This is a genomic window from Rhizobium sp. NXC24 (assembly GCF_002944315.1).
Lineage (GTDB): Bacteria > Pseudomonadota > Alphaproteobacteria > Rhizobiales > Rhizobiaceae > Rhizobium.
Genome location: NZ_CP024311.1, coordinates 987798 through 1011242, shown reverse-complemented (window position 1 = coordinate 1011242; position 23445 = coordinate 987798). Strand labels below are relative to the sequence as shown.

The following is a 23445-nucleotide window of genomic DNA, read 5'->3' as shown; positions in this document are numbered from 1 at the left end:
GCGACTCCTACGTGAGGTTCGATTGAGCCTGCTGCCGCGTCCGCGCTGCCTCGTTGGCGGCTTGGATCGGCTTCAGTTGAGCCTCGACATCTGATTTGCGCGCATCGGCCATGGTCCTGGCCGTCTGCGCATTGGTATTCCGTATCTCCGCAACGCTGCGCACCACATCAAGATCGCTTGGCGCGCCGGGTTGCTTCGGGTTGTTGGCTTCCGCAAGTGCCTTTTGCGCCTGCGCATGCTTCAACACGGCGTTCGCCTGCGTGACCTGCAATTGCGCCTGTGCTTCCGCTGCCTGCAATGGGTTTGGCTGTGCGGCCTGCTGTTTGGCATTGTCGATCATGCTCAAGACTCGCTGCTTGACCGAGCCTACCAGCGGCGAAAGCTCGATCAGCACTTCCGGCGGAACCGGTTGACCGCTGCGCGCCATGGCCGTCAGCGTGTCGTAGGCGTCGCCCTGCATGTTGATCTCGTCCGGGCCTTCATCGATGATAATGTCAACGTCGAGTGAGCCCAGAGCGTTGACCAGCGTCGGCATCCGCGTGACCGGATCGATCGAGAGCTTATTGATGGCGAAAAACTGCGCCATCTTCTGATCGTCGGTGACACGAATCCAGCGCTCAGATGTCCAATGCTCCTGAACGGCACACCAGATGGCGCGATAGACGCGGATCTTGAAGCCACGGAAGGCGAGCATATACGGACCGAGTTCGGCAATGCCGGCCTGTTGCTGGAGCTGAATGGCGCGGCCTGACATATCCTGCACGCCCTGCCCGATCAGCGCCGGGTTGAAGCCGTAATTCTCGATCTCGTTCTTGGCGTCCTCGAGGAATGCGAGATGGCCTTGCAGCTCCTGCCCGCGTGCGGCGTCATCAAATGTCGGCGGCGTGGTGCCGGGTGCAACCTCGATCACGCCGTCAGGTCGGACCGCTTCACGCCTTACCTGCTCAACGTCATCGACAGAGCCTCGCTCGACAATGACGCGACGGGAATTCAGCGTGTGCAGAGCCTTGGAACGACGCTGGTTAACTTCGTCCTGGCTGGAGCGCATATTGCGCACGAAGCCGTAGCGATCGCCGTCCTGATCGATATTGGCAGAGTACATGACGTACTTGCACATCGACCTGCCCTTCTCATCCTTGAGATAGGACTTGCCCTCGCGCAAAATCAGCGTGCCGGTATAGATGCACCAATACCATTCGCCGTTTTTCAGATACCAGTGGTCGACAATGCGAATGCGCCGCGTGCCGTCGCCGCCGGTCACCCACTTAATATCGCTATCCGGGTTGCTCGTCAGCTCCGCGCCCGTTTCGGTCGACGCCCGAATCTCATCGGCCTTATCCGGGAAAAGCTCGATTGCAGCGTCAATGTCCGACCATTTGCCGATGCCCATATATCGAGCGTCAGAGAAATCAGGCTTCAGCGACCGGGGGTCATAGAAGAACGAAGACGGGTCGACCGGCTCAAGCCCAATGTCGATATCGCCGGTATCCCCTTGGGTGAGGATGATCTCAACTCCACCAAGACCATCAACCGCGCCGAATGATCCGCAGATCGGAGATTTCGTGCTCCAATTCTGCTCATCACAGACATAGCGCAGGACTGCCGTTGCGATCTCGGCGCCGTCCTCATTGTTCGGCGTGCGCGGGAAGGCGCGAGGATCTTGCTTCTGGCGCTCCAGCAGGCCGATCAGCGCATTGATCTTGCGGCCGATGCGATTGTAGGTGACGACCGGCTGCTTGCGCTTGTTGAGGGCCTTGATTTGCTCTTTGGTGTACTGGACACCGTGATAATAGCGGCGCGAGTTCTGCTGCTCGCGGATCTCGAGATCCTTCACCGTCAGATAGTCGAGATACTGGCGCTTCAGAACGCCATGGTTCGCCATCTGCTCGGGCGCGACGGGATCGTCATAGCTGACCTGCGACGTCGTAGACGCTGCATAAGATGTTTGAACCATCAGTAAGTTACCCAATCGCCAGCATTGGCATTGTCGGAGCGCGGTTTGTAATCTTGGCGAGCTGCTGCGTCTGCATTCTTCGGCTTCGCAGGCGTCCACATCTTATCGAGGAGCTGACCGACGAGGCCGGCGGCGTCGACTTGGTCGTCATGCACGCCAGCCGGGAATGTCAGCAGCTCTCGAATGAACTCGGCACGGAACGGCGCATCGGTCGCGATGTACAATCCATCCATCGCCATACGACCGCGTATCGATTGTGCGCGCACTGCCTTGTCACCGCGCGTCGGGAACGATTCACGATAAACGAAGGCCTTGCGCTCACGCTGGCGTCGCATCAAATGCGGGCCAACGCCGGATTTGATCTGACCGGTTTCCTCCGCCCATCCGATCGGCTTCCATTTCAAGACAAGATCGCAGAAACTTTCGATCCACACCTCAGACGATGTTTGACCGCGCCACAGGTCGAGCAGGTAAATGCGGCCATCCGCATCAATCCCGATGACGATATGCACGGTCCAGTCGCCGCCGTTGCTGGTGACGGCATAATCCGACGCGCCGTAGACATTCAGGCTTGTGCGCGGCGGCAGCTTTTCAACTGGCCTGATCCACTCAGCCTTGAAGTAATCGCCTTCATCTGGCGCCGGTCGCTGCTGGTAGAGCGCTGACCATGTGCGCGGGTTGCGTTCGAACTGCGCCCAATGGCGACGGTCGAACCATTCCGGCCAGAGGTATTCGCCCGGCTGCCTGCCGAGGGGATCGTCTGCGCGCTCTGCTTTCGCCGGCAAACAGATGACTTCCCATTCCTGGCCATCGCGGCACATGATGACGCCGCTCTCGCCTGCATATCCTTCCGGCAAGATCGAGCCGGCAAGGTCTGCCTCATGCCAACGCGTTTGAATGAGGATGACTGAACCGCCTGGCAATAGGCGTGTTTTCAGATCGTCCTCATACGCATCAAGCGTCGATTTGCGAACCGCTTCCGAGTCCGCGTCCTGCCTGCCCTTGATCGGGTCATCGATGACGACCAGATTGGCGCGGTTGCCGGTGATGCCAGACAAAATGCCGCCCGACATGTATTCGCTGCCATTGGCGAGCGACCATTCGTCGGCGGCGCTTACCTCAGTCGAGAGCGTCGTGTTGAACAGATTGCTGAAAGCTCTCTGTCTTACGACCGATCGAGTCCGGCGTCCCATCTTGCGGGCAAGGTCAGAACCGTAGCTCGCTGCGATGACGCGATAACCGGGCCGGCTGCCCAATGCATAACTTGGTACGACGACAGAGCCGTATGTGCTCTTTGCAGATCCTGGCGGCATGAAGATCATGAGCCGCCCGTATGGCGTCGAGATGCAACGCTCTGCCGCATTCAGGATCAGTTCGTGATGATCAGCCAGCGATGTTTCGACCGGCAGGAAATTCTCTGTGTCTTCATCTTGTACAGCGGGTGCGCCAGGAACTTCGATATAGCGCGCGTAGCCTGTAAGCGTCTCTCTTGCCTTACGCCGCCGCAGAAGCTCACTTGCTGCCTGCTGTGGCGATATTTGCGAGTTCGTCATCGCTTAGATCGCTGGCCGTGATTTTGTGGTTGTGCTCAAGAGGGCCGCCATCCTTACCTGTGACCTGATGGCTCTGCATGGGACGGCCATAGGCGCGATCCAGAAGGGCGTTGGCGGCAGACACACGGGCTGATTCGCTTTCTCCACTCTTTGCAATCTTTGCCAGCGTATTCAGCGCATCAACGGCATGAACTTTCGCCATCTGCGCTATGTCCTTCTTCGCCTGGCTCACGCCACCAGACTTACGGCCGGCGCCCTCGCGTTTACCGCCGCGCTGGCCCATTTTGATTTCCTTTGATTTTATGAATGTTATTCAAAGAAATGCAGATGCAACTGGTGCCCGAGACAGACTCATGCCAGTTCTGATAGCGAAGCACTATTATGGCGGGGATATTGATGTCTGCATGGCTAGCCGTTTGCATCAGCGCATTTTCTTTCATTTTGGCGTTGACATCGCTGATCGTGACATACCGTCAGAAGCGCCAACAAGATCGCCTTTCGGCCAGAAAGACGCTTAGCGACAATATCGACTCTTTGATTGATATCTCTATTGAATCCTCCAAGCTGCCGTTTGGAAAAGATTCAACAAATGAAGCCATATCGCTAAGGCGCAGCTTGGCAACGAGGCGACGGTTTCTGGTCAAGCATGCGATGGTGCTGGCTAAGGAGATACCCGAACTTTGCAACGATGTTGACTACAACGTCATTGCATCGGCGTATGACCAGACGTACGCCTTTGAAGCAAGCGAAGCGGCATGGCTTAGATGCATTGAACTATCAAGCGATCCATCAGCTCGAGCAATGAACCGAAGGGGCATTGCCCGATTTTATTTTGGACAGGGTCGGTTCGAAGATGGCCGCCGCCAGTATCAACTGTCATTGGAAGATGTTGAGGGCGATTCCGATGCTTCCAGAAGACTAAGGGCAGATACACATGCAATGTGGTCAGCCACTGAACTCGATTTCGGTTTTATCGAAGAAGCCAAACGGCGCCGGCACCTTGCGGAATCCGAGAGCAACCGCATCGCGGGAAAAAAGAGCCGCGAGGACATGCTGAACTTCATTCACAGTATCGTCTTCGAAGACATCGCCGACAAGAACGCATGAAACTGTGACCTTCCCGCCGGTCTGAGCGGCTGCTTGAAATGCATTGATTGTCGTTCGAAGTTCGGCCACTCTCATGCCGCGCATTTCTGACGACGATGCGAAGGAATTCCGCAAAAATAGGACAAAGCAAAGCCACGATAGGGGCAATTCCCTATCAACATAGGTGCATTGATGAAGCTCGCACACATCCTCGTCGCTGTAGCTGTTGGCATCGCGACTATAACCAGTTGGGCCACAGGGACCTCAGCAGAGGCGGCTACCGCCCAAAGTGTCTCGAACTTGGCTGCCAAGGGACATTCAATAATAAGGTCTGTCTACAGAGTCGTTTGCCCCAGCGGCTTTGGCACCGGGTTCTTCCATAAGAGTGGCAAAATCCTCACCGCATATCATGTAGTTCAGAACTGTCCCAATCCCATGGCGCAAGGCTTTGATGGGCACGTGATTTCGTTGGTAGTTCAGGCCGCTGACGAGGGTCTCGACATAGCGTTACTAAGCCCAATGATGCCCGTCGACGCACCAGCACTTCCCATTGAGAATGATGACCATCTCGAAGTCGGCACCCAGGTCGCCACGTGGGGGTTCCCGGCGGGGTATCCGGGCGAGATACCATTGCTTAGCGTTGGATATCTCTCCGGACAGATTGTATTCCAAAATCAGCAAGGGTCGAATGTCGACCAGTGGGTTGTCAACGCAGCGTTCAACTCCGGCAACTCCGGAGGGCCCCTTATCGATATCGACACCGGCGCCGTCATAGGAATTGTCGACAGTAAGTTAGCTCCAATTTCCCCTCAGGCCGCAAGTGCCATCGCCGCACTGGAGGCAAACCCCAGCGGCCTTATCTATTCTGGCATGGGGCCAGATGGCAAACCTATTAACGCATCCGAGGCTCAGGTTGTCGCCATAGTGTTAGACGAGCTTAGAAAGCAAACGCAGCTTGTAATTGGCATGGCAATCCGCGCGCAAGATATTCGATCTTTCTTAATGGCGCAAAAGATCGATCCATAACAGCGCTTTGCGCGAATTTGACTATTTCGCTTCAAACTGCCTTTGGAAAGTCGTAAGAGCGTCGCGATTTTCATTGCTCATTTTCACGCCCTGATCGCTTTTCTTTAGCATCTCTTCGAAGAAGGTAGGTTCGGTATATCTCCCCCAATTAACGTTAGGAGGCAGCTTCGGCCCGCCATTCGGGGTACTTGGATTTTGTGACGACTGACCAGCCGCTTCTAGCTTGTTGAGTCGCTCATTCGCAATCTTTAATGCTTCGCTGGTCTGCCTGAGAGTTTCGTTGGCTTGGATATTGTCATCCGCCAGCTTCTTGACTTGGGACGTGAGGTCAGCAGTCTCGGTGCGACGAGTGTATTTTAGGCCGCTGTCCGACCATTCAAAATTCGATACCGATGGAAGAAGCAGAAGTGCAGCACCGGCGGCCAACACCATGGCATGCCCAGAGGAAACTTCCTTCTCGTTAAAGATCAGATAAAGCGTAATTCCGACGATGATTACGCCAGCCACTAAGGCGATATTGTCAGCCGTGAGAATGCCCATCGCTACCATCCCCCAAAGTTGTGGAATTAAACAATGCCTCAACGATAGGAAAAGTAAACTGGTGGAAGAGCTGGCTTTACATCCGCTGAACCGCGGCATTTTCATCAGGCATCATCCACTCGCGCAAATCGCCGGAGTTATCGATTTGCCCGTGTGTTTTGCCGTTTCGTGGGCCACTTGTAAATCGATGCCGGCTGGCCAGATTATTCCGCTCTGGCGAATACCGGCATCAATTATTTGCAAGGATTTAACAATCCAGCGCTGAACTGTTCGTTTAACCCAGGCCTTTTTCTTCGGATTTCGGCGATTGCGGTTGTTCAAATACCTCGTCCAATCCCAACCACGCGCTTTGACTGCGGCATAGGCAAGCAGAACCTGCCGCGCTTCGTCATCAAAAATGAAGCGGCGCACCCAATCGAACGCTTCCTCCATACGGCTGACGCGTTCCCTGCTGCATTTGGCGCGACGTTCAGTCTTTCGACGCTCAGCCTTTTCGTCCTCTCTCGTTCGGGCGCCGCCAGTTTCGGTCACATCCTCTCGCGCTCGGGCGAAATTCTCGGCCGACGTATGGATGTATTCCGGCATGCTACTCCCGAATGCCTTCGGCCCCACCCTGACCGGCAGAGCGATATCCGTCTCCATCGCCTCGATGAGGCGCTCCAAAATCATTCCCTGCACCGCGGTCATTGCCATGTTCTTGGTCATGCTGCTTCGTCCTTCCTGAGAATTGTCTGCGCAATGAGGAGAGTGAATGCTGTGGTGGTTTTTGCGATGCGGGCGTTTGGCCCAATAGCGAGTCGCTGAGCGCGCTTCTTGATGTCGGCAAGGTCTACGGCGGAAAATGCCTTGATCGCATCTGACGGCGCGCTGTGCGGCGAATGGGCGGCAAGAAAGCACCACGTCGACCAGATCGATGCATCATCGAAGCATGTCGGGTTGCTGGCCTGGATGCAGCGAATCACCAGACCGGTGCGGGTGACGTCTTTGCGCAAAAGCCGCGCGACCTGGCGACCGCCGTAAATGACATTTGCCGGCCGTGGATCTCGCTTGAGGTGATAGGGCAGCACACGGACACCATAGCCCTCAAGGAACCTATGAATGTTGATGCCATTTGGTGATCGGTTCAACGCTCACCCCGCGCAGCTTTCTCGGCAAGATACACAGCCGGGTCGATACGTTTGACTTCGGACGCCGGTCCGAACGTGCCGAGCCGGTGATCACGGTAAGTCCGCTCGCCGGCCGGATCAAACTTTGCTGCGGCGACCGATCGAACCCAGCCAGGCGCCTTTGCGGCGTTGACCTTCATCCGGTGTTCCTGCTTGGCGGTCATCCGCTCCTGGCGCTTCTTTTCCTTCCGGCGCGCCTTTTTGGATTTTCCCGGTTCCGGCTTGCCCCAAAGAACCTTCTTGTTGCTGCGGTGACGATCGGGAATATCGGCGGCTTGGGTATCGAGCCGATCAAGCGCCTTCCAGGCCGCAGCATTGGTGTCAAATGGGCCTTCGACGACATTGCCGCGCTGATCGGTAAGCTCGTACTGACCGTCATCGTTTCTCGTCACGTTGAGGATCTGGGTCATTGCCGCTTCTCCGGAACGCTTTCGCGAAGCAGGTTGAAAACACGTTCGGTTACGAACATGGTGCCGCGGCGGATCGCTACCGTTTGGTCGTCAACTATGACGTCCGGTTCTTTGCCGAGGGGATCGCTGATGATCGTGCCGGGCTCGACCTGGCACACGCGAAATCCCGTGAAGGACGATAGATCGACAAAGCCCGTCATCTAGATCCTCCCTCGATCCACCAGACGGACCGATCAAATGCGGGCCACGTTCTTCTGATTGGGCGGCAAGCTGAACGGATGGCCTGCGCCTGTGGCGAGAAATAATACGCTCGATGCCACAGCCGAAATCGAATCTTGAGTATTTCGAAGATGGTCATCGGATTTTCCTCCCCGGAACAAACCCCACGACCGCCGGTTTTGATTTCGAAGGATCACTGTCATGCCACGCCAATGGTGGGATCACCCGGTAACGATTGAAACCGCTCACCTCGGGCGCTTTGTCACGATCAACAGTACCGAACGCGCGGCTGAGTTCCTGTTGAATGAATGGCCCGGCGACGTCGAGGCTAAAGCCTATATCGCCGCAGCTCAGATTCTTATCAACGCCCACGAAGGGAGAGCAACGACTGATCAAGCTCGTGAAGCCTTCATCACCGCGGCTCGGGAAGCGGGGATTTTTGTTTTCAAGGGGTGAGGTCATGCCGCACCGCCCTTGCGTTGTTGCTCGACGAGACGTGGAATTGCGGCCGTGCGCCATGCGCTCACAAAGAGCGTAATTGCCTCATCGACATCGGCCTGAGGCGCTTCATTGTTCAGAAGATCGGACACCATCTGTGCGCCGATCAGGAAAGCAAGCGAGTTGCCAGCCTGTAATCCTTCGTTGACGAAGGTGTCGGCGATCTTATCGATGAGCGCTCGACGGCGATGGTATGGAAAGACAATCGTCCTCATGCGAGTTCAACCTCCGCTTCATGTCGCCAATCGTCGATGTCGCACTGGAAAAGGGCATGGCGCATCAATCTGTGAAGCGCTTGTTCAAGAAACCGGCTGGGAACGCCCTTGCTGATGAGGAACGCAACACCGTCTTCGGTGCTCGGTGGAGGATCGAAAGGATGGTCGATGCTCCCCTCTCGTGCGTGTACGTGTGTATACGTACCCTCTCTTCCTTCAGAGCAAGAGCCTCTACGGGATTCTTCTACGGTATTGGGTAACGTTTCGTTCCCAACGGGGGTAACGTTTCGTTCCTCTAAGACGATTTTCGGGGGTAACGTTTCTTTCCCCCCACTGCGCTTCCGCTCCCGTCGTTTCCGGTCCCGCTGTTCAGCCGCGAGACTTTCACGAGCAATCCGCAGATGATCATCGATGAGCTGCTTACGAGCGTTCACAAGACGGTACATAACAGCACCGCCTTCAGTCACATAAAGCTTCTCCAGGTACCCGAGCCGGGTCAGAGTATCTTTGGCACGACGAATGGCGGGCTTACTCAGGCCCGTGCGCAACATCAGCTCTGGCAGGGGACAAAATGCCTTTGGATCGGCTTTACTGGCGAAATTGAGATAGGCTCTGATGACGGCGAGACACCCGCCCTTTGCCATTGGATCGGCTTGGACGGTGTCGGCGAATTCGAATTTCCACGTCGCGCTGCTCGTATCTTTGATTTCGTTCTCTGACATTGCCGCCCTCAGAACGGAATCTGATCGTTGAGTTCAGGAAGCTGTTCCTGTCGTCCGCGATCCGACTGCTTGCGACCGCCACCGTGGGGACGGACTGTGCGGCTGGAGACGAGGGAATCGGCAACGATTTGAAGCTGCTCGCGCTTCTCTCCGTCGTTCGTGGTCCATGTGCTGCGCTGAACGCGGCCCGAAGCGCTGACCATGTCGCCCTTTTGGAGGCGCAGGAGATCTTCGGCGACACGACCGAATGCGAGAATGCTGATCCAGAGCGGTGGAGCATCCTGCTCGCCAACGGCAACAGCCATGGAGGCGGCTGCCATCGGCTTTCCTGATTGGGTGGAGATGGACCGGGGATCTTGTCCGAGGCGGCCATAGGCGGCAGCTTGCATCATACTGAAGCCTCCTGACTCCGATAGCCGGTATCGGCCATCCACCGCATTAGGCCGAGGGGCATTTGTTTCCCCGCGGGCCAGTTGTCGGCGCACCACCGCATGACCTCATCGTAGGTTCGCGCGGTGAAACTATTCTTGGGGTCCCTAAGGCGAGCAAAGAAGTTCGGATCGTTCTTCACCCGGCGCGAGACTGTAGAAACAGCGCAATTATTCGCTTTCGCAAACGCTGCTGCGGTTTCGAGAAGGTTTTTGCGGAGTTCGTTTTCCATAGATCATTAAGTATATGGATAAATCCATTTTTTGGAAGTTCTATTTTATGGATGCAACAGAATTGTTTTGAAGATTGGAATATGGATAGTACCTACCATGGAAAACATTCTCGCAAATCGCATCAAAAGCCGCCTCAAGGCGCTGAACATGAATGCCACTCAAGCGGCGCTGCTCTCCGATCTCGGAAAGACAGCGGTGCGTGACATAATTGCTGGCAAATCGAAAAGCCCGACAGTCGCGACCTTGGGTAGGCTCGCGACGACGCTAAAATGCTCTGTTTCTTATCTCCTTGGAGATGTTGAAACCCCTGAGCTTTTGAGCCCGACCAATGAGCAAATCAAAGATATCCAGTTTGCTAATGTTCAATGGGTGCTGCGAGCGGGGATTTTTCAGAAGAACGCAGCGAAACAGAAGTTTCACGGTCAATATCTCCTTTATAGCCATCCTAGCGCGCCAGAACACACTCTTTTTCTGACGCGTATGGGGGACAACAGTATGGCTAGCGTCGGGATTCTGGAGGGTGACATTATCACGGCCGCTGTTCCTTATGACGATAGGGAAATGAGCCTGCATGGCAGATTGCTCGTAGTCATCCGAACCGTACCCCATCTGGACCTTGACGAAATATCTCTGCGAGAAGGCGTGGCGACGCCTGAAGGGCTGAGCCTTGTAACGCGACCCATCGATGACGAGTCAGACGTCATTCGCGTTGATAGGTCGATTGAGGCTCGCGGAACTTACAATTTGTTCATGTCCGATGATGAGCAGGGCGTAAGTGTCCATGGTTTTGTCATACGAGTAACTCGCGACATTCCGGAATTCTGATAAATCCATACTTTTCTGTTGACGATGGATTAATCCATAAAATAGAATGCATTTTCATCAACCCGATGGAGTGCACATGAATTCCCTCACCCGCATGTCCGCACCAGTAACGATGTCCAGTCAGGACATCGCCGACCTGCTTGAAAAGCGCCACGATAAGGTAAAGCAGTCGATCGAACGGCTTGCTGAACGTGGCGTCATCCAACATCCCCCAATGGGGGAAGTTAAAAACCACCTGGGCCAGACGGTCGAGGTCTACCGGATCGGAAAGCGCGACAGCTATGTGATCGTCGCTCAGCTCTCGCCCGAGTTCACGGCTCGCCTTGTCGATCGCTGGCAAGAGCTTGAGCAGGCTGCTACCTCCCCTCGCATTCTGACCACGACCGAGACGTTGATCCAGATGCTGCAGCTTCAGGCCGAGGTCGAGCGCCGGCAGGAGCAGCAAGCGAAAGCTATCACAGCGATTGACGCCCGCGTCGAGCGTGTCGAGACAGCGCAAACGGTTCTCAGCGCTCGGCCAGCCAATTCCGAAAGCATCGTCCACATCCGCACGCGCATATGGCGGCTCTACGGCCTGTCGGACGCAACGATCGATGCTGTCATGCGACAATCGCTCTACGCGCCAAAACCCGCCGGCTTGGTTCGTAATGACCGTGCAGAGGCCGATGGCGCCACATATGCGGTTTATTGGCAGAAGGACGTCACCAAGGCGTTCGAGCGATTCATTTCCGAGTGCAAACAGGTGAGCGAGAAATACTTCACACACCCGTTTATCGAGGGCCGCTTCAAGATGGTCCTGAAACATTGATGCAGCGCCGCGGCTGATCCGCGGCATCATTTCAAAATTGGAGAAACACCATGAAACCGACGATTCAGACGGCCGGCGAAGCTATGCCTTGCACACGCCGATCATTTCTTGCCGCATTGCCGGGGTTGGCGGCCGCGTCCGCCGTTCCGGTGGCATTCACTCACCATCCTGCTGAGGCGCCAGAGCCGGTAACGACGGCACGCGAGCGGGTCGAATACCATTTCGATCAACTGCGTGCTGCTCTCGCGGAAGTAACGGGTAAAGAGGTCAGAGGGAAGATCGCTTGGGATCTCGAATTCTGTTTTGTTAGCAGCCGTATCCAGGAGAGTGCCGAGTCATGAAGCGCTCAGATCATCTCCCATCCATCAACCCCGGCATACTTTCGTTCACCGCACTGCGCGACGGAAAGGCCCTTCCGAAGGCCAAGAAAGGCCAGCACAATCGCTGCTTCTGGAATGTTTCCGGAACCGGTGACTACGCCGTCGACTGCATGATCGGTGAACGCCTTGCGCTCGAATACCTCCAATACGAGGAAGACGACGTTGGCGGAAGTGGTTGCCTCAATCTCATCGTCAACGACATGCCCCGCCCCCTTACCGGCGTCGAGCATGGGTTTCTCACGATGGTTGCCCTTCAGGCGAGGGCCGGTCGTGGTCGGGCTCGTCAAATCTTCGCCTATTGGGAGAAATGCTTGAAGGAGATCGTCGATGCCTAAACCTTCCAAGCCCACACACACCAAGATCGAATTCGAAGACGCCCTCGGCGCCGCCAGAAGCTATCTTCACGCAATCAAGATGGCTGCCGAATCCCTTACCGACAACCGCGAAAACTGCGCTTTCCAGATCCTGGCAGAAGCTGCCGATAAGGAAATCATCAACGCGCAGAACCTCGTCGACACTCTTCCGGAGAACCTATGATGGCCCGCAACATTGAAATTCTCGATAAGTTTGGCGAGCTTCGCCGTGTCCTTGGCCTGCTCAATATGGCGGCCCGATCTCTCAGCATGAAACATGAGCGGGACCCGCTCGATCACGGAACCATGCACGCCTTCGACCTGCTTGTGGAGATCGAAGCGATGGCCGACCAGGGGGAGAGCGAGGACGCCAAACCTGTGGATAATGGGGAGAAGTGACCGGTGAGTCCGCTGGACGATATCGTTGTCGGCGACGACGAGCCGGTCACCCTTGTTCAGGCTTGCCAACTGTTCTTCGGTGGCAGGTTGACGAAATCCGCTCTTCGAACAGAAGCGCGCAAAGGCAATCTGGAAATCCTTCAGATCGCCGGAAAGGATTTCGTCACCCGCAACGCCATCGAGAGGATGAAACAGAAATGTCTCAAAAAAAGCGACCTGCCCGGCTCTGGCTCAGGCCAGACACTGGCACCTGGTTTATCAAAGACGGAAGCAAGCGTATCCCCACGGAATGCCGCGAGGATGAGGTTGCAGCAGCTCAGGAGCGGCTCGCAAACTATATCGCCAGCAAATACCAGCCCCAGCGCAGCAGTCGTTCCGCTGAAGTCACGATAGCGGATATCGTGATTGTCTATTCCGAGGAGAAGGCCCAGCAAACTGCGCGGCCAAAGGAGACGCTGGCGATGCTCGATCGCGTCAACGACTTCTTTGGCGACATGTTGCTGACCGAAATCAAGGGGCAGACGTGCCGGGACTATGCGGCCGATCGGGGAAATCTTGGCGGTGCCCGCCGGGATCTGGAAACGCTGCGCGCCGCGATCCGCTACTACCACGGCGAACATACGCTCGACATGGTGCCGAAGATCACGCTGCCAGAGAAGGGAATGCCGCGCCAGAAATGGCTAACCAGGCAGGAAGTTGCCCGGTTATTGCGTGCTGCCAGGCGAGAAAAGCAGTGCGGCCATCTGGTCCGTCTCATCATGATCGGGCTTTACACCGGGACGCGCCTATCTGCCACCTTGAACCTGCAGTGGATGCCGAACACGACGGCCGGCCACGTCGACCTTGATCGTGGTGTTATCTACCGTCGAGCTGAGGGCGAGCGCGTAGCGCACAACAAGCGCCGGACGCCGGTGAAGATACCCCCTCGCCTGCTCCGCTTCCTACGGTATTGGCATAAAGCCGACACGGTGACGGATTCGGACGGTCGGACAGTCACCATGCGCTATGTCATCACCTATGCCGGGGAGAAGATCACGAAGCCGCATAAGGCGTTCAGAACGATTCGGGATTCGGCTGGCTTTGCCGACGATGTCACACCGCACGTCTTGCGCCATACCCGTGCAACGTGGCTTGCCCAGGCTGGCGTCGATACTGAACAGGCGGCGGCTTCTTTGGGGATGACGTCGGAAGAGTTTGAGCGGACTTATGCTCACGCGAGTCCGGATTTTCAACAGCAGGCAGCGAACGCATTCTAACCGGTCCGCTGTTCAAACGGTCCGCAATCGGTCCGTTATCTAGAAAATGGCTTTCGCGGAGGAAGCTTTGTTCGGGATGAAAGCCTTGATTTATAAGGCTTTTCGCTGGTCGGAGTGGAGTGATTCGAACACTCGACCCCCACGTCCCGAACGTGGTGCGCTACCAGACTGCGCTACACTCCGTGACCAGCGGCGCTTCTATAGACCAGCCATTTTTGATGCACAAGCACCAAAATCAAAAAAACCATTCGATTTTTGACGAAAAGATTACAGAGGCAATTGCTCAGAAAATCGGCAGGAAAATGGGCGTCGAACCGGCCGAAGTGCGTAAGGCGCAACACATTTGGCAAAATCCCACTTGTACACGCGGATTGGAATTTTCTTTTGCCGGCTTTGGCGCTAAAGCCTTAGCGGGACAGGCGGAAATGTCGTGGGACAGCGGCGTTTGCGCAACCGAATGCGAGACAGAAGCTCAAGGACGTTACGATGAATATCCGCATGATCACCGCGGCGGGGCTGTTGCTGGCCCTGGCAAGCTGCACAACTACAACCACAGCGCTCCCGTCGATTGCGAGCAACCCGGTTCAGGACCGCTGGGAAGGCCAGTCGGCCGGCCGCTTCTTCGCCTCCTACGGCCCGCCGCTCTCCGATCGCGACGAAGGCGGCAACCGCGTCTATACGTGGCGCGGCGGCTACAAGACGGTCACCGTCGCCGGCAAGAAGGGCGAAAAGAAGGGCGGCAAGCGGTTTTATAGCTGCAAAGCCGATATCGTCACCAACCAGAGCTATGTCATCCGCTCGGTCCACATCCTCGGCGACCAGCCCGGCACCAACGGCTCCTCCTATTGCGCCGAACTGCTGGCGCCGCCGGAAAAGGCGAGCTGAGTTTCTCGGATTATCGGGGACGAACTATCGCAGGCGGCTCGAAAGAGTCGCCTGTTTTTGTTTTGGGGTGTGCTCGGCGCTTGGCGGGGCGGTCGATTCTTGTCGGCGAGATCACGAAGAGGGACTGCCAAGGCGCTTAAATCGGCATTACTGCCTGCATCACCACGCAGAACCTGCTTCGCCACAATAGGACCGACCGCGGCTCACTTCTTTTAGCGCGTTAGGTCGATTTGGTTGCTCTTGAGCGGCTGCTAAAGAATCGCTTGCAAACAAATTAAGCGGTACTCTGGCGAGCAAACGAATCAATGAATTTAGGACCAGGCAAGGACCAAATTGCATGCAGTATCACTTCTGGCGTGCTTTTGCCGAAGCACTAGATTTTGAGGTAGCCTCCAAAGCGCGTTTGGACGGTCGCTCTGGACTAGAGCACGAATTTTTCACAGTTGGCATCGATGAAAACCGCAAACGGCTGTTGCTGATCTCTAAGGAAATGGATCCCAAGCTCGCGGCGCTCGTCCATAGCGATATGGCCCTAGCAAATCCCGAGTATAACGTTCTTACTGCCCGACCTGTTACCCTCGACACCTATCATATTGCGAGTGTCGTTTCCGGTCTCATCGGCGGAACTGAACTCGATCTGACTGCATTCCAAACCGCAGCAGAGTCATTCACTAATGCGCTAAAAGCCAATCCACTGCCCCAAGGTAATGATGTTGGATCTACATTAACAAATGCTCAGAAAATACTGGATTTAGCTGGTGTATCTTCGTTTATTATGCCTGTTTTGCGTGGATCTATAATATCCGGATTAGGTGTATCCGAACAGTTAGTTCTTTTTATCCGCCAGATGGCAGCGATTGATCTCAATCGCGTCTTTGTAAAGAATGAAAGCAACAATCAAACGATTTCGTTTGCACCTATGCTTGAGGTCGACAGCCAAGCGGCTGATAGAGGCCGAGGTCTGTGCCCGGTTCCACTTTTTGAGCTGGACCAACGCGATTGGGACTTATTTTCAACCAACATTAGGAAAGACGACATTAAGGAACGTCTTGGCTCGCTTGGACTGTCGCAATATTTCTTCCCCCCGCTCGACCACGCCGCTCTTGGTCTCATCGATCGGGGTATTGCCGAACTAAAGACCCTCGCGAACGTTGCTGAGCTATCCGAACGAATTGGCCATCCCATCGGTAAAATGGAAATTGTGAAGGGTCCATCTGACGTTCGGAATATTGTTGACCAGCTACATGATAGAAATCTGATAGTTGAAGGTGAAATGGGTTTTACAATCACTGAGGCCGGTCAAGAAATGAGGGCAACTGTTAAATTCCGCCCGCGTGAGGGCCTGCTGTTCAAGTTAATTGACCGCATGAGTATAAAATTGGACACACGCGGGTGGTTCAAAGTCGATGTTGGTGGGGGCAAGGACAAATAGCCAACCGAATGGATGCGGATATCAGATACTTAAAAGCCGCCTCTGAACGGAATTATGGACCGAAAAAGCGTTTCGATTTCGGAACTTTCCATTACGTTGTCGCGTGATTTTATTCACAAATCGCGTTGGCTGGGGCGCCTGGATTCGAACCAGGGGATGGCGGTACCAAAAACCGCTGCCTTACCGCTTGGCTACGCCCCAACAATGCGACATGGCGACTGTTCGCGCCAAATCGGCGTCTGATTAGCAAAGGTCGCTTCCGGTCACAATCACTAAGTTATGCCTGAACGCATATTTCTGTGTGCTTTCGGCAGGGCTATGATAGGGCTTGCTGTTCCAAAATCCACTTTAGGAGATCTGATGAGCCAGTTTCGCGCCCGCCCTCCGGCCGTCCCGTCGGTGTTAGTCGACGACGCCGTGGTGCGCATTATCCGCTGGGATTTCGAGCCGGGCGCCGATACCGGCCATCATGTCCATGGCCTCGGCTATGTCGTGGTGCCGATGACGGATTGCCAGTTTCTGATCGAGGAAGGGGCCGAAAGCCGCCGTGTCGATCTTGCCAAGGGCGCGGCCTACCGGCGTGACGCCGGCGTCGAGCATAATGTGGTCAATGCTGGGTCCGAACCGATGTCCTTCATTGAAATTGAATACAAGAGATGAGCGTTCCCGAATTCGATCTTGCCTTTGAGCCAGCCTATGGCCGCGCGGTGCCCATTGCGCCCGGCGTGGAGCGGATGACGGTCAACAATCCCAGCGCTTTCACCTTTCACGGCACCAACAGCTATATCGTCGGCGGCTCGTCCGTGGCGGTGATCGACCCCGGCCCGGAGAATGACGCGCATTTCGCGGCCCTGATGGCGGCGCTGAAGGGGCGCGAGGTGACGCATATTTTCGTCAGCCATACCCACCGCGACCACTCGCCGCTTGCCAAGCGGCTGAAAGAGGCGACGGGCGCGTTGACGGTTGGCGAAGGGCCGCACCGCGCCGCGCGGCCGCTGCATGAGGGCGAGGTCAATCCCTTCGCCGAAAGCTCGGATACGGATTTTCGGCCGGATATTGCGCTTGGCGACGGCGAAAGCGTCTCCGGAGACGGCTGGGAATTGACCGCATTGCTGACGCCCGGCCATACGGCCAATCACGCCTGCTTTGCGCTGGAAGGCAGCGGCATTGTCTTTTCCGCCGATCATGTCATGGCCTGGGCGACGACGATCGTCGCGCCGCCGGATGGTTCCATGGCCGATTACATGGCGTCGCTCGACCGGCTGCTTGCCCGCGACGACCGCCTCTTCTTTCCCGGCCATGGTGGGTCGGTGAAGGAACCCGCCTCCTTCATGCGCGGTCTCAGGACCCATCGGCGCATGCGCGAACGCGCCGTATTGGAGCGGATCAGGGCCGGCGACCGCCTGATCCCCGACATGGTGAAGGCCATTTATCGCGAAACCGACCCACGCCTGCATGGCGCGGCTGCACTCTCGGTGCTGGCGCATCTGGAGGATCTCGTCGGCAAAGGTCAGGTCGAAACGGACGGGCCGCCGGCGCTGTTCGGGACCTATAGGCTGGCCTGAGCGGCTTCAGCTTCCGGCAATGCCCAGGAGTTCAGCGTCCAGCGCCTTCAGATAGCTTTCGGCTATGTTGGCGCTGATGCCGAGATCGTCCTGGCCATAGCGCGAGGCAACGCGCACATCGACCAGCGTCGTCTCCGCCTCTTCACGCAGGCGGATCAGCACATCGAAATTCAGGCCGAGAATGCGGGTGCGGGTCTCGCCCTGCAGGACGACGTCGGAATTCTGGCGGATCAGATCGGCCACGCTGTCGCGATAAGGCCGCGGCGTCGGCACGGGGACGACATCGGGCATGTCGGTGACGGCGCTGTCGTCCGGTGTCTGGCTCTGGTTCTGCCGGCGTGCAGGGCGCTTCGGCTTTTCATGGCTGTTCGGATCGACAACATCGGCGCCTTCGGCCTTGACGATGGTGATATGATTGTCCTTCGCGACCTTGCGCACAGCCTCGAGCACGCGGTCGGCAGCGCCTTCGTAGCGACGCCCGGTCAGCACCGGATAGGCGGCATATTGGGCCTCGCGGTCCTGCGGCGTCACAAAATGCCTCGGCGGCAGCCAGATCTGCTTGGCCTGCGGCGGCGCCAGCCATTCCGGCGCATCGACGAGATCGGTAGAGACATCGTAGATTGCTGGCCGTGTCCAATAACGCTCCACGCCGATGCCGACGATCGCCAGCGGCAGAGCGGCGTAGATCAGCGCCTTAAAAGCCGAAACGCCCCCGATGGCAGCAAACCGCCAGAGCTGCGTCAGGCCGATGATGGCAAGCAGCACCGCCAGCCCGGCAAAGCCGGCGGAAATCAGCAGCAGCAGGACGAAATAGGGCGTTTCCAGCGGCCCGAATCGATGGCCAACCAAAATCACCCCGCACAGCACCAGCGCAAAGGACGCAATCAGGCGCGAGGCGCGCGCGGCATGCGAAACGGGACGGTCGAAGCGAATGGTCATGAAGAACTCGTCGGCACGTCGGATCGGAAGGCGGATGCTACCCAATTCCGAAGGTCGACCTCATGTTTAGAACAAGAAATGGCGAAAATAAATCGGATGTCGGAACGCATGATTAACGCGCGACCGTAAGCCGGCTGCCCGGACCGTCGGCCCAAAATGTGAGTACTTGCTTAAATTCTGAAAAAGAGCCATGCTTTTCGGGGTTTACTTAGGCCATGAAAGGACTTGAGGAGATGGAAACGATGCAATCGCCGGACATCGCCGCCAAGCCGTTGCCTGCGGCGGCCGGCACGGTCGCCAATGCTGCCGATCCTACCCTGCCGCTCGAACTTGTGGAGCTGGAATTATCGCTCGAAGGTTTTTCCGGTGGCGAAGCGGCCTTTTGCGAAGCCGTGCGCGATGCGGCCCGGGCTGCACATGGCGAATTCCTCTTCGATCTCCCCGCCACGGGATTGATATCGGATTGCCGCCGGATTGCGGTCCTGCGGATTCCCGAGGATAGCGAGGCCATGCGCGTCATCTTCGCAGTGCTCGACGAAGACGATGCGGAAATCCGCCTGCTGCAGCCGGATGAGGAAACCGAACCCCTGCTCCGCTTCGCCGATGCCTTCGTCGATCTGCTGCAACGCCTGCCGCAAAGGCCGCGTGACGACGCTTGAACGACTCACACCCTGGCATGCCATTCAACCGTTCGTGATGAGCGGGCAGCAATACGACTTTCGCACCCCACTGAGGGAGACTATAGTTCCCGCGTGCATATTTGTGCCGAGGATATCGAGTCATGCGTATTTTTCCCGCACTTTCCCTCATCGTCATCGCTACGGTGCTGTCGGCCTGTCAGACGGCAGAGGAGATTCGCGCGGCCGATGAAGCGAGATGCAGCAGCTACGGCTTCCGCCGCGGCACCGAGAATTTCGCCAATTGCCTGATGAATCAGGATCTGAGCCGGCGCGCGGATCAGCGTGCTTTCATGGAAAGCAATGATGATTTCTTCTGGGGGCCGTCCATCGTGGTCGGACCGGGATATTATCATCGCCGTTGGCATTGATCGTTTCGCCTCTCCCGTGACGAAAGCTCAAGCCTTGCCTCTGATGGCCGCCTGCGCCGCCGCAAGCCTTGCGATCGGCACGCGGAAGGGCGAGCAGGACACGTAATCCAGCCCGATTTCCTCGCAAAAGTGGATCGAAGCCGGATCGCCGCCATGTTCGCCGCAGATGCCGAGCTTCATATCGTTGCGCGTGCGACGGCCGCGCTCGGCAGCGATGCGAATCAGTTCTCCCACGCCGTCGAAATCGAGTGAGATGAAGGGATCATGCTCTATGATCCCCTTGCGCTGATAGGTGGGGATGAAGGCGGCGGCATCGTCGCGCGACATGCCGAAGGTGGTCTGCGTGAGGTCATTCGTGCCAAACGAGAAGAATTCGGCCGCTTCCGCGATGATGTGCGCGCGGAGGGCCGCGCGCGGCAGCTCGATCATCGTGCCAACGAGATAATCGATCTTCATCTTGGCTTCCGTCATGACCGCGCGGGCCACCTCTTCGATACGTGCCTTGACGTAATCGAGCTCCGAGCGCAGGCCGACCAGCGGCACCATGATCTCCGGCACGACCGCGGCACCCGTTTCCTTTGCGGCAGAGACCGCCGCCTCGAAGATGGCGCGGGCCTGCATCTCGACGATTTCAGGATAGGAAATCGCCAGGCGGCAACCGCGATGGCCGAGCATCGGATTGAACTCATGCAGCGCATCGACGCGCTGGCGCAATATGGCCGGCTCCATGCCCATGATGCCGGCGACCTCCGCGATCTCCTCGTCCGTCTTCGGCAGGAACTCGTGCAATGGCGGGTCCAGCAGGCGGATGGTCACCGGCAAGCCGTGCATGATGGTGAACATGCCGGTGAAATCGAGCCGCTGCATCGGCAAGAGCTTGGCGAGCGCGGCGCGGCGGCCCTCCTCGCCTTCCGCAAGGATCATCTCGCGCATGACATGGATGCGGTCGCCCTCGAAGAACATGTGTTCGGTGCGGCAAAGGCCGATGCCTTCGGCACCGAAGGAACGAGCGGCGCGGGCGTCCGCCGGTGTGTCCGCATTTGTGCGCACCGTCATGCGGCGCGAGCGGTCGGCCCACTCCATGATACGCCCGAAATCGCCTGACAGTTCCGGCTGGATCATCGCCACCTCGCCCTTCAGCACCTGACCGGTGGAACCATCGATGGTGACAATGTCGCCCTTTTTCAGGGTGACGCCGATGCCGATCAGCTTTTCGTTGCGCATGTCGATGCGCATGGTGCCGGCGCCGACCACGCAGGGAATGCCCATGCCACGGGCAACCACCGCCGCGTGGCTGGTCATGCCGCCGCGCGTGGTGAGAATCCCCTCGGCGGCATGCATGCCGTGAATATCCTCCGGGCTGGTCTCGATGCGCACGAGAATGACCTTGCGGCCCTCCTCTTCTGCGACAATCGCCTCCTCGGCGGTGAAGACAACCTCGCCGGTCGCGGCCCCCGGCGAAGCCGGCAAGCCGGAGCCGATGATCTCCCGATGCACGCGCGGATCGATCGTTGGGTGAAGGAGCTGATCAAGGGTCGAGGGCTCGATGCGCGAAACGGCCTCATCCTCGGTGATCAGACCTTCGTCGACCATATCGACAGCGACCTTCATTGCCGCCTTGGTGGTGCGCTTGCCGGCGCGGGTCTGCAGCATCCAGAGCTTGCCGCGCTCAATGGTGAATTCCAGATCCTGCATGTCACGGTAATGCGCTTCGAGCTCGGCGCAGATGCGACGGAATTCGGCAAAGGCTTCCGGCATCAGCTTTTCCATCGACGGCCGGTCGTAGCCGGAGGCGATACGGGCCGCCTCGGTGATGCTCTGCGGGGTGCGAATACCGGCGACGACATCCTCGCCCTGCGCATTGACCAGGAATTCGCCGTAGAGCTCCTTTTCACCCGTCGAGGGATTGCGGGTGAAGGCAACACCCGTGGCGGAAGAATTGCCGAGATTGCCGAAGACCATGGCCTGGATATTGACCGCCGTGCCCCAGGCTTCGGGAATATTATGCAAATGACGATAGGTGATCGCACGCGGGTTCATCCAACTGGAAAACACCGCGCCGACGGCACCCCATAGCTGCACCTCGGGCTCCTGCGGGAAAGCCTCGTCCAGTTCCTCTTCTATGACGGCCTTATAAAGCGAGACAACATGCTGCCACTCAACGGCAGAAAGATCGGTATCGAACTCATGGCCGAGGCGAGCCTTCTCATCCTCCAGGATTTCCTCGAAAATCTCGTTGTCGAGACCCATGACGACATCGGCATACATCTGGATGAAGCGCCGATAGCTGTCCCAGGCGAAGCGGGCGTCGCCGGCATCATGGCCGAGCGCCTGCACCGTGTCGTCGTTGAGGCCGAGATTGAGGACGGTATCCATCATGCCAGGCATGGAGGCGCGACCGCCAGAGCGTACGGAAACGAGCAGCGGGCGAATGGTATCGCCGAACTTGCGCCCGGTGATCGCCTCCATCTGCTTCAGCCCCTGCATCACCTGCAGCTTCAGGTCTTCCGGAACGTTGCGGCCGTTTTTGTAATAGAAAGCGCAGACTTCGCTGATGATCGTCAAGCCAGGGGGAACCGGCAGGCCAAGGCTGCACATTTCGGCAAGATTGGCGCCCTTCCCCCCGAGCCGCTCATAGTCCTTGGCGCGCCCCTCGGCCTTCCCGTCGCCGAATGTATAAACCCACTTCGTCATTTTCCCCCGTCCAACTCCTAAGGTTGAACTTAATTCATTGAGGTGGAAATGAAAATCGACAAATGCGGCGAAATGTTGCGCTGCACAATAAATATAAAATCGCAGTGTTAAAAATCGTGTCCAATATAGCAGGTGTGTAAAGCGTCACTTGACGCATGACGCGTGCCCAACTAGTTAAAATCATGAAGATCAGAAACGTGATTCATAAGGGGGATGATGCCTCCGGCTTGCAGCCGGCCCTCGTGCCAAAACTACGGCGAATTATTTCCTTCCTCCAGGATATGGAACAAGAGGAGGAATTGCGGACGGTGCCGAGTTGGAAAGCCCATCTACTCACCGGCGACCGCAAAGGCACTTGGAGCCTCTTTGTCACGAAAAACTGGCGACTGACGTTTCGGATAGACCGGACAGAAATTGAGATCATCGACCTCGATTATGAAGATTATCACTAGGAGATGGCCATGAACGCTTTGCAGGGCATCCGTATGAAAAACCCAGCCCATCCGGGCGGGTTCGTCAAAAGCGAGATCATTGAAGCTCTTGAGCTTTCCGTCACCGACGCAGCCAAGGCGCTGGGCGTTACGCGCCCGGCCTTGTCCGCGCTTCTCAATGAACGAGCCCACCTATCGCCAGAAATGGCTCTCAGAATCGAGAAGGCATTTGGCGTGTCTATGGATACGCTGATGCGGATGCAGAATAGCTACGACATTGCTCAAGCCCGCAAGCGGGAGGGAGACATCAAGGTGGCACCATTCAAAGGCAAGCCAAACGACCCGCCATCGACCGCAACCTAAAGACCGCCAACAGGCG

General features: G+C 57.0%; 31 protein-coding genes and 2 tRNA genes. 18 read left to right on the top strand and 15 right to left on the bottom strand.

The window, feature by feature from the left end; genetic code table 11:
- Nucleotides 1-7: 7 nt before the first annotated feature.
- From NXC24_RS05010 to NXC24_RS05000, 3 genes are read right to left on the bottom strand one after another with little or no spacing between them, the layout of a single operon-like run.
- Entirely contained in the window at nucleotides 8-1954 is a 1947-nt protein-coding gene (locus NXC24_RS05010) for a hypothetical protein (RefSeq protein WP_104822301.1), read from the bottom strand.
- Nucleotides 1954-3507 (bottom strand): phage terminase large subunit, encoded by a 1554-nt coding sequence (gene terL / locus NXC24_RS05005; RefSeq protein WP_104822300.1) that lies wholly within the window; start codon nucleotides 3505-3507, stop codon nucleotides 1954-1956. The genes NXC24_RS05010 and terL overlap by 1 nt, the downstream gene beginning before the upstream one ends.
- Nucleotides 3467-3790: a hypothetical protein gene (locus tag NXC24_RS05000; protein WP_104822299.1), complete on the bottom strand. Its 324-nt coding sequence runs from the start codon at nucleotides 3788-3790 to the stop codon at nucleotides 3467-3469. The genes terL and NXC24_RS05000 overlap by 41 nt, the downstream gene beginning before the upstream one ends.
- Nucleotides 3791-3903: 113 nt before the next feature.
- Between NXC24_RS05000 and NXC24_RS04995 the strand changes: the two genes are divergently transcribed.
- On the top strand, nucleotides 3904-4614 hold the full coding sequence (locus NXC24_RS04995; RefSeq protein WP_158704419.1) for a hypothetical protein: 711 nt from the start codon (nucleotides 3904-3906) through the stop codon (nucleotides 4612-4614).
- Nucleotides 4615-4785: 171 nt separating this feature from the next.
- Nucleotides 4786-5619 (top strand): serine protease, encoded by an 834-nt coding sequence (locus NXC24_RS04990; RefSeq protein WP_104822297.1) that lies wholly within the window; start codon nucleotides 4786-4788, stop codon nucleotides 5617-5619.
- A gap of 21 nt (nucleotides 5620-5640) precedes the next feature.
- On the opposite strand, the gene NXC24_RS04985 is transcribed toward NXC24_RS04990, so the two are convergent.
- From NXC24_RS04985 to NXC24_RS04965, 5 genes are all read right to left on the bottom strand, one after another.
- Entirely contained in the window at nucleotides 5641-6159 is a 519-nt protein-coding gene (locus tag NXC24_RS04985; protein WP_104822296.1) for a hypothetical protein, read from the bottom strand.
- A 111-nt stretch (nucleotides 6160-6270) separates the two neighbouring features.
- Nucleotides 6271-6864 (bottom strand): hypothetical protein, encoded by a 594-nt coding sequence (locus NXC24_RS04980; RefSeq protein WP_245463933.1) that lies wholly within the window; start codon nucleotides 6862-6864, stop codon nucleotides 6271-6273.
- A complete protein-coding gene (locus NXC24_RS04975; RefSeq protein WP_104822295.1) occupies nucleotides 6861-7286 on the bottom strand; it encodes a hypothetical protein in 426 nt (141 codons plus the stop codon). Before NXC24_RS04975 ends, NXC24_RS04980 begins: the two co-directional genes overlap by 4 nt.
- Entirely contained in the window at nucleotides 7283-7735 is a 453-nt protein-coding gene (locus tag NXC24_RS04970; RefSeq protein WP_104822294.1) for a hypothetical protein, read from the bottom strand. The genes NXC24_RS04975 and NXC24_RS04970 overlap by 4 nt, the downstream gene beginning before the upstream one ends.
- Nucleotides 7732-7935, bottom strand: a complete 204-nt coding sequence (locus NXC24_RS04965) for a hypothetical protein (protein ID WP_104822293.1) — start codon at nucleotides 7933-7935, stop codon at nucleotides 7732-7734. Before NXC24_RS04965 ends, NXC24_RS04970 begins: the two co-directional genes overlap by 4 nt.
- 220 nt (nucleotides 7936-8155) lie before the next feature.
- On the opposite strand from NXC24_RS04965, the gene NXC24_RS04960 reads away from it, so the two are divergent.
- Complete coding sequence (locus NXC24_RS04960) at nucleotides 8156-8410, top strand: DUF982 domain-containing protein (RefSeq protein ID WP_104822292.1); 255 nt, start codon at nucleotides 8156-8158, stop codon at nucleotides 8408-8410.
- A gap of 2 nt (nucleotides 8411-8412) precedes the next feature.
- On the opposite strand, the gene NXC24_RS04955 is transcribed toward NXC24_RS04960, so the two are convergent.
- Genes NXC24_RS04955 through NXC24_RS04945 form a run of 3 tightly spaced genes read right to left on the bottom strand, consistent with a single transcriptional unit; the run spans nucleotide 8413 to nucleotide 9781 of the window.
- Nucleotides 8413-8667, bottom strand: coding sequence for a hypothetical protein (locus NXC24_RS04955; RefSeq protein WP_104822291.1), 255 nt, complete (start codon nucleotides 8665-8667; stop codon nucleotides 8413-8415).
- On the bottom strand, nucleotides 8664-9389 hold the full coding sequence (locus tag NXC24_RS04950; protein ID WP_104822290.1) for a hypothetical protein: 726 nt from the start codon (nucleotides 9387-9389) through the stop codon (nucleotides 8664-8666). Before NXC24_RS04950 ends, NXC24_RS04955 begins: the two co-directional genes overlap by 4 nt.
- Before the next feature lie 8 nt (nucleotides 9390-9397).
- Nucleotides 9398-9781, bottom strand: a complete 384-nt coding sequence (locus NXC24_RS04945) for a single-stranded DNA-binding protein (RefSeq protein ID WP_104822289.1) — start codon at nucleotides 9779-9781, stop codon at nucleotides 9398-9400.
- Between the two features lie 366 nt (nucleotides 9782-10147).
- Here NXC24_RS04945 and NXC24_RS04935 point away from each other — a divergent pair, with 366 nt between their 5' ends.
- The 7 genes from NXC24_RS04935 (at nucleotide 10148) to NXC24_RS04900 (ending at nucleotide 14072) form a co-directional block, all read left to right on the top strand.
- Nucleotides 10148-10876 (top strand): helix-turn-helix transcriptional regulator, encoded by a 729-nt coding sequence (locus tag NXC24_RS04935; protein WP_104822287.1) that lies wholly within the window; start codon nucleotides 10148-10150, stop codon nucleotides 10874-10876.
- Between the two features lie 76 nt (nucleotides 10877-10952).
- On the top strand, nucleotides 10953-11684 hold the full coding sequence (locus tag NXC24_RS35420; RefSeq protein WP_245463932.1) for a Rha family transcriptional regulator: 732 nt from the start codon (nucleotides 10953-10955) through the stop codon (nucleotides 11682-11684).
- A 50-nt stretch (nucleotides 11685-11734) separates the two neighbouring features.
- Nucleotides 11735-12025, top strand: a complete 291-nt coding sequence (locus NXC24_RS04925; protein ID WP_104822286.1) for a hypothetical protein — start codon at nucleotides 11735-11737, stop codon at nucleotides 12023-12025.
- Nucleotides 12022-12399, top strand: coding sequence for a hypothetical protein (locus NXC24_RS04920; RefSeq protein ID WP_104822285.1), 378 nt, complete (start codon nucleotides 12022-12024; stop codon nucleotides 12397-12399). The genes NXC24_RS04925 and NXC24_RS04920 overlap by 4 nt, the downstream gene beginning before the upstream one ends.
- A complete protein-coding gene (locus NXC24_RS04915; protein ID WP_104822284.1) occupies nucleotides 12392-12601 on the top strand; it encodes a hypothetical protein in 210 nt (69 codons plus the stop codon). The genes NXC24_RS04920 and NXC24_RS04915 overlap by 8 nt, the downstream gene beginning before the upstream one ends.
- Nucleotides 12598-12816: a hypothetical protein gene (locus tag NXC24_RS04910; protein ID WP_104822283.1), complete on the top strand. Its 219-nt coding sequence runs from the start codon at nucleotides 12598-12600 to the stop codon at nucleotides 12814-12816. Before NXC24_RS04915 ends, NXC24_RS04910 begins: the two co-directional genes overlap by 4 nt.
- A gap of 197 nt (nucleotides 12817-13013) precedes the next feature.
- Nucleotides 13014-14072, top strand: coding sequence for a site-specific integrase (locus tag NXC24_RS04900; protein WP_245463931.1), 1059 nt, complete (start codon nucleotides 13014-13016; stop codon nucleotides 14070-14072).
- 106 nt (nucleotides 14073-14178) lie between these two features.
- On the opposite strand, the gene NXC24_RS04895 is transcribed toward NXC24_RS04900, so the two are convergent.
- Nucleotides 14179-14255 (bottom strand) — tRNA-Pro (locus NXC24_RS04895).
- 303 nt (nucleotides 14256-14558) lie between these two features.
- On the opposite strand from NXC24_RS04895, the gene NXC24_RS04890 reads away from it, so the two are divergent.
- Both NXC24_RS04890 and NXC24_RS04885 read left to right on the top strand, forming a co-directional pair.
- Nucleotides 14559-14957 carry a hypothetical protein gene (locus NXC24_RS04890; RefSeq protein WP_104822281.1) on the top strand — a complete coding sequence of 133 codons (399 nt, stop codon included), beginning with the start codon at nucleotides 14559-14561 and terminating at the stop codon, nucleotides 14955-14957.
- A 337-nt stretch (nucleotides 14958-15294) separates the two neighbouring features.
- On the top strand, nucleotides 15295-16389 hold the full coding sequence (locus NXC24_RS04885) for a hypothetical protein (RefSeq protein ID WP_104822280.1): 1095 nt from the start codon (nucleotides 15295-15297) through the stop codon (nucleotides 16387-16389).
- 126 nt (nucleotides 16390-16515) lie between these two features.
- Here the strand turns inward: NXC24_RS04885 and NXC24_RS04880 are convergent.
- Nucleotides 16516-16590, bottom strand: a tRNA-Gln gene (locus tag NXC24_RS04880).
- 159 nt (nucleotides 16591-16749) lie between these two features.
- Here NXC24_RS04880 and NXC24_RS04875 point away from each other — a divergent pair.
- Together NXC24_RS04875 and NXC24_RS04870 are read left to right on the top strand one after the other, a co-directional pair.
- A complete protein-coding gene (locus tag NXC24_RS04875) occupies nucleotides 16750-17049 on the top strand; it encodes a cupin domain-containing protein (protein ID WP_104822279.1) in 300 nt (99 codons plus the stop codon).
- A complete protein-coding gene (locus tag NXC24_RS04870) occupies nucleotides 17046-17954 on the top strand; it encodes an MBL fold metallo-hydrolase (RefSeq protein ID WP_104822278.1) in 909 nt (302 codons plus the stop codon). The genes NXC24_RS04875 and NXC24_RS04870 overlap by 4 nt, the downstream gene beginning before the upstream one ends.
- Nucleotides 17955-17960: 6 nt before the next feature.
- On the opposite strand, the gene NXC24_RS04865 is transcribed toward NXC24_RS04870, so the two are convergent.
- Nucleotides 17961-18893 (bottom strand): DUF1499 domain-containing protein, encoded by a 933-nt coding sequence (locus tag NXC24_RS04865; RefSeq protein WP_104825012.1) that lies wholly within the window; start codon nucleotides 18891-18893, stop codon nucleotides 17961-17963.
- A gap of 242 nt (nucleotides 18894-19135) precedes the next feature.
- Between NXC24_RS04865 and NXC24_RS04860 the strand changes: the two genes are divergently transcribed.
- On the top strand, nucleotides 19136-19552 hold the full coding sequence (locus tag NXC24_RS04860; RefSeq protein ID WP_199773523.1) for a hypothetical protein: 417 nt from the start codon (nucleotides 19136-19138) through the stop codon (nucleotides 19550-19552).
- Nucleotides 19553-19674: 122 nt separating this feature from the next.
- Nucleotides 19675-19941, top strand: a complete 267-nt coding sequence (locus tag NXC24_RS04855) for a hypothetical protein (protein WP_104822276.1) — start codon at nucleotides 19675-19677, stop codon at nucleotides 19939-19941.
- 27 nt (nucleotides 19942-19968) lie between these two features.
- Here NXC24_RS04855 and ppdK read toward each other — a convergent pair whose 3' ends face one another.
- Nucleotides 19969-22635 (bottom strand): pyruvate, phosphate dikinase, encoded by a 2667-nt coding sequence (gene ppdK / locus NXC24_RS04850; RefSeq protein ID WP_104822275.1) that lies wholly within the window; start codon nucleotides 22633-22635, stop codon nucleotides 19969-19971.
- 182 nt (nucleotides 22636-22817) lie between these two features.
- Between ppdK and NXC24_RS04845 the strand changes: the two genes are divergently transcribed.
- Entirely contained in the window at nucleotides 22818-23087 is a 270-nt protein-coding gene (locus tag NXC24_RS04845; RefSeq protein ID WP_104825011.1) for a type II toxin-antitoxin system RelE/ParE family toxin, read from the top strand.
- Nucleotides 23088-23096: 9 nt separating this feature from the next.
- Nucleotides 23097-23429 (top strand): HigA family addiction module antitoxin, encoded by a 333-nt coding sequence (locus NXC24_RS04840; RefSeq protein WP_104822274.1) that lies wholly within the window; start codon nucleotides 23097-23099, stop codon nucleotides 23427-23429.
- Nucleotides 23430-23445 lie beyond the last annotated feature (16 nt).

What these genes read in the sequence shown, in the direction of transcription:
- NXC24_RS04980 (WP_245463933.1), bottom strand. Translation starts at nt 6,864, where the DNA reads ATGACCAAGAACATGGCAATGACCGCGGTGCAGGGAATGATTTTGGAG.
- NXC24_RS04950 (WP_104822290.1), bottom strand. Translation starts at nt 9,389, where the DNA reads ATGTCAGAGAACGAAATCAAAGATACGAGCAGCGCGACGTGGAAATTC.
- NXC24_RS04920 (WP_104822285.1), top strand. Translation starts at nt 12,022, where the DNA reads ATGAAGCGCTCAGATCATCTCCCATCCATCAACCCCGGCATACTTTCG.
- NXC24_RS04870 (WP_104822278.1), top strand. Translation starts at nt 17,046, where the DNA reads ATGAGCGTTCCCGAATTCGATCTTGCCTTTGAGCCAGCCTATGGCCGC.
- NXC24_RS04860 (WP_199773523.1), top strand. Translation starts at nt 19,136, where the DNA reads ATGCAATCGCCGGACATCGCCGCCAAGCCGTTGCCTGCGGCGGCCGGC.
- NXC24_RS35420 (WP_245463932.1), top strand. Translation starts at nt 10,953, where the DNA reads ATGAATTCCCTCACCCGCATGTCCGCACCAGTAACGATGTCCAGTCAG.
- NXC24_RS04935 (WP_104822287.1), top strand. Translation starts at nt 10,148, where the DNA reads ATGGAAAACATTCTCGCAAATCGCATCAAAAGCCGCCTCAAGGCGCTG.
- NXC24_RS04865 (WP_104825012.1), bottom strand. Translation starts at nt 18,893, where the DNA reads ATGACCATTCGCTTCGACCGTCCCGTTTCGCATGCCGCGCGCGCCTCG.
- terL (WP_104822300.1), bottom strand. Translation starts at nt 3,507, where the DNA reads ATGACGAACTCGCAAATATCGCCACAGCAGGCAGCAAGTGAGCTTCTG.
- NXC24_RS04985 (WP_104822296.1), bottom strand. Translation starts at nt 6,159, where the DNA reads ATGGGCATTCTCACGGCTGACAATATCGCCTTAGTGGCTGGCGTAATC.
- NXC24_RS04875 (WP_104822279.1), top strand. Translation starts at nt 16,750, where the DNA reads ATGAGCCAGTTTCGCGCCCGCCCTCCGGCCGTCCCGTCGGTGTTAGTC.
- NXC24_RS04840 (WP_104822274.1), top strand. Translation starts at nt 23,097, where the DNA reads ATGAACGCTTTGCAGGGCATCCGTATGAAAAACCCAGCCCATCCGGGC.
- NXC24_RS04910 (WP_104822283.1), top strand. Translation starts at nt 12,598, where the DNA reads ATGATGGCCCGCAACATTGAAATTCTCGATAAGTTTGGCGAGCTTCGC.
- NXC24_RS04885 (WP_104822280.1), top strand. Translation starts at nt 15,295, where the DNA reads ATGCAGTATCACTTCTGGCGTGCTTTTGCCGAAGCACTAGATTTTGAG.
- NXC24_RS04960 (WP_104822292.1), top strand. Translation starts at nt 8,156, where the DNA reads ATGCCACGCCAATGGTGGGATCACCCGGTAACGATTGAAACCGCTCAC.
- NXC24_RS04900 (WP_245463931.1), top strand. Translation starts at nt 13,014, where the DNA reads ATGTCTCAAAAAAAGCGACCTGCCCGGCTCTGGCTCAGGCCAGACACT.
- NXC24_RS04890 (WP_104822281.1), top strand. Translation starts at nt 14,559, where the DNA reads ATGAATATCCGCATGATCACCGCGGCGGGGCTGTTGCTGGCCCTGGCA.
- NXC24_RS04925 (WP_104822286.1), top strand. Translation starts at nt 11,735, where the DNA reads ATGAAACCGACGATTCAGACGGCCGGCGAAGCTATGCCTTGCACACGC.
- NXC24_RS04990 (WP_104822297.1), top strand. Translation starts at nt 4,786, where the DNA reads ATGAAGCTCGCACACATCCTCGTCGCTGTAGCTGTTGGCATCGCGACT.
- NXC24_RS04970 (WP_104822294.1), bottom strand. Translation starts at nt 7,735, where the DNA reads ATGACCCAGATCCTCAACGTGACGAGAAACGATGACGGTCAGTACGAG.
- NXC24_RS04965 (WP_104822293.1), bottom strand. Translation starts at nt 7,935, where the DNA reads ATGACGGGCTTTGTCGATCTATCGTCCTTCACGGGATTTCGCGTGTGC.
- NXC24_RS05010 (WP_104822301.1), bottom strand. Translation starts at nt 1,954, where the DNA reads ATGGTTCAAACATCTTATGCAGCGTCTACGACGTCGCAGGTCAGCTAT.
- NXC24_RS04855 (WP_104822276.1), top strand. Translation starts at nt 19,675, where the DNA reads ATGCGTATTTTTCCCGCACTTTCCCTCATCGTCATCGCTACGGTGCTG.
- NXC24_RS05000 (WP_104822299.1), bottom strand. Translation starts at nt 3,790, where the DNA reads ATGGGCCAGCGCGGCGGTAAACGCGAGGGCGCCGGCCGTAAGTCTGGT.
- NXC24_RS04915 (WP_104822284.1), top strand. Translation starts at nt 12,392, where the DNA reads ATGCCTAAACCTTCCAAGCCCACACACACCAAGATCGAATTCGAAGAC.
- NXC24_RS04845 (WP_104825011.1), top strand. Translation starts at nt 22,818, where the DNA reads ATGAAGATCAGAAACGTGATTCATAAGGGGGATGATGCCTCCGGCTTG.
- NXC24_RS04955 (WP_104822291.1), bottom strand. Translation starts at nt 8,667, where the DNA reads ATGAGGACGATTGTCTTTCCATACCATCGCCGTCGAGCGCTCATCGAT.
- NXC24_RS04945 (WP_104822289.1), bottom strand. Translation starts at nt 9,781, where the DNA reads ATGATGCAAGCTGCCGCCTATGGCCGCCTCGGACAAGATCCCCGGTCC.
- ppdK (WP_104822275.1), bottom strand. Translation starts at nt 22,635, where the DNA reads ATGACGAAGTGGGTTTATACATTCGGCGACGGGAAGGCCGAGGGGCGC.
- NXC24_RS04995 (WP_158704419.1), top strand. Translation starts at nt 3,904, where the DNA reads ATGTCTGCATGGCTAGCCGTTTGCATCAGCGCATTTTCTTTCATTTTG.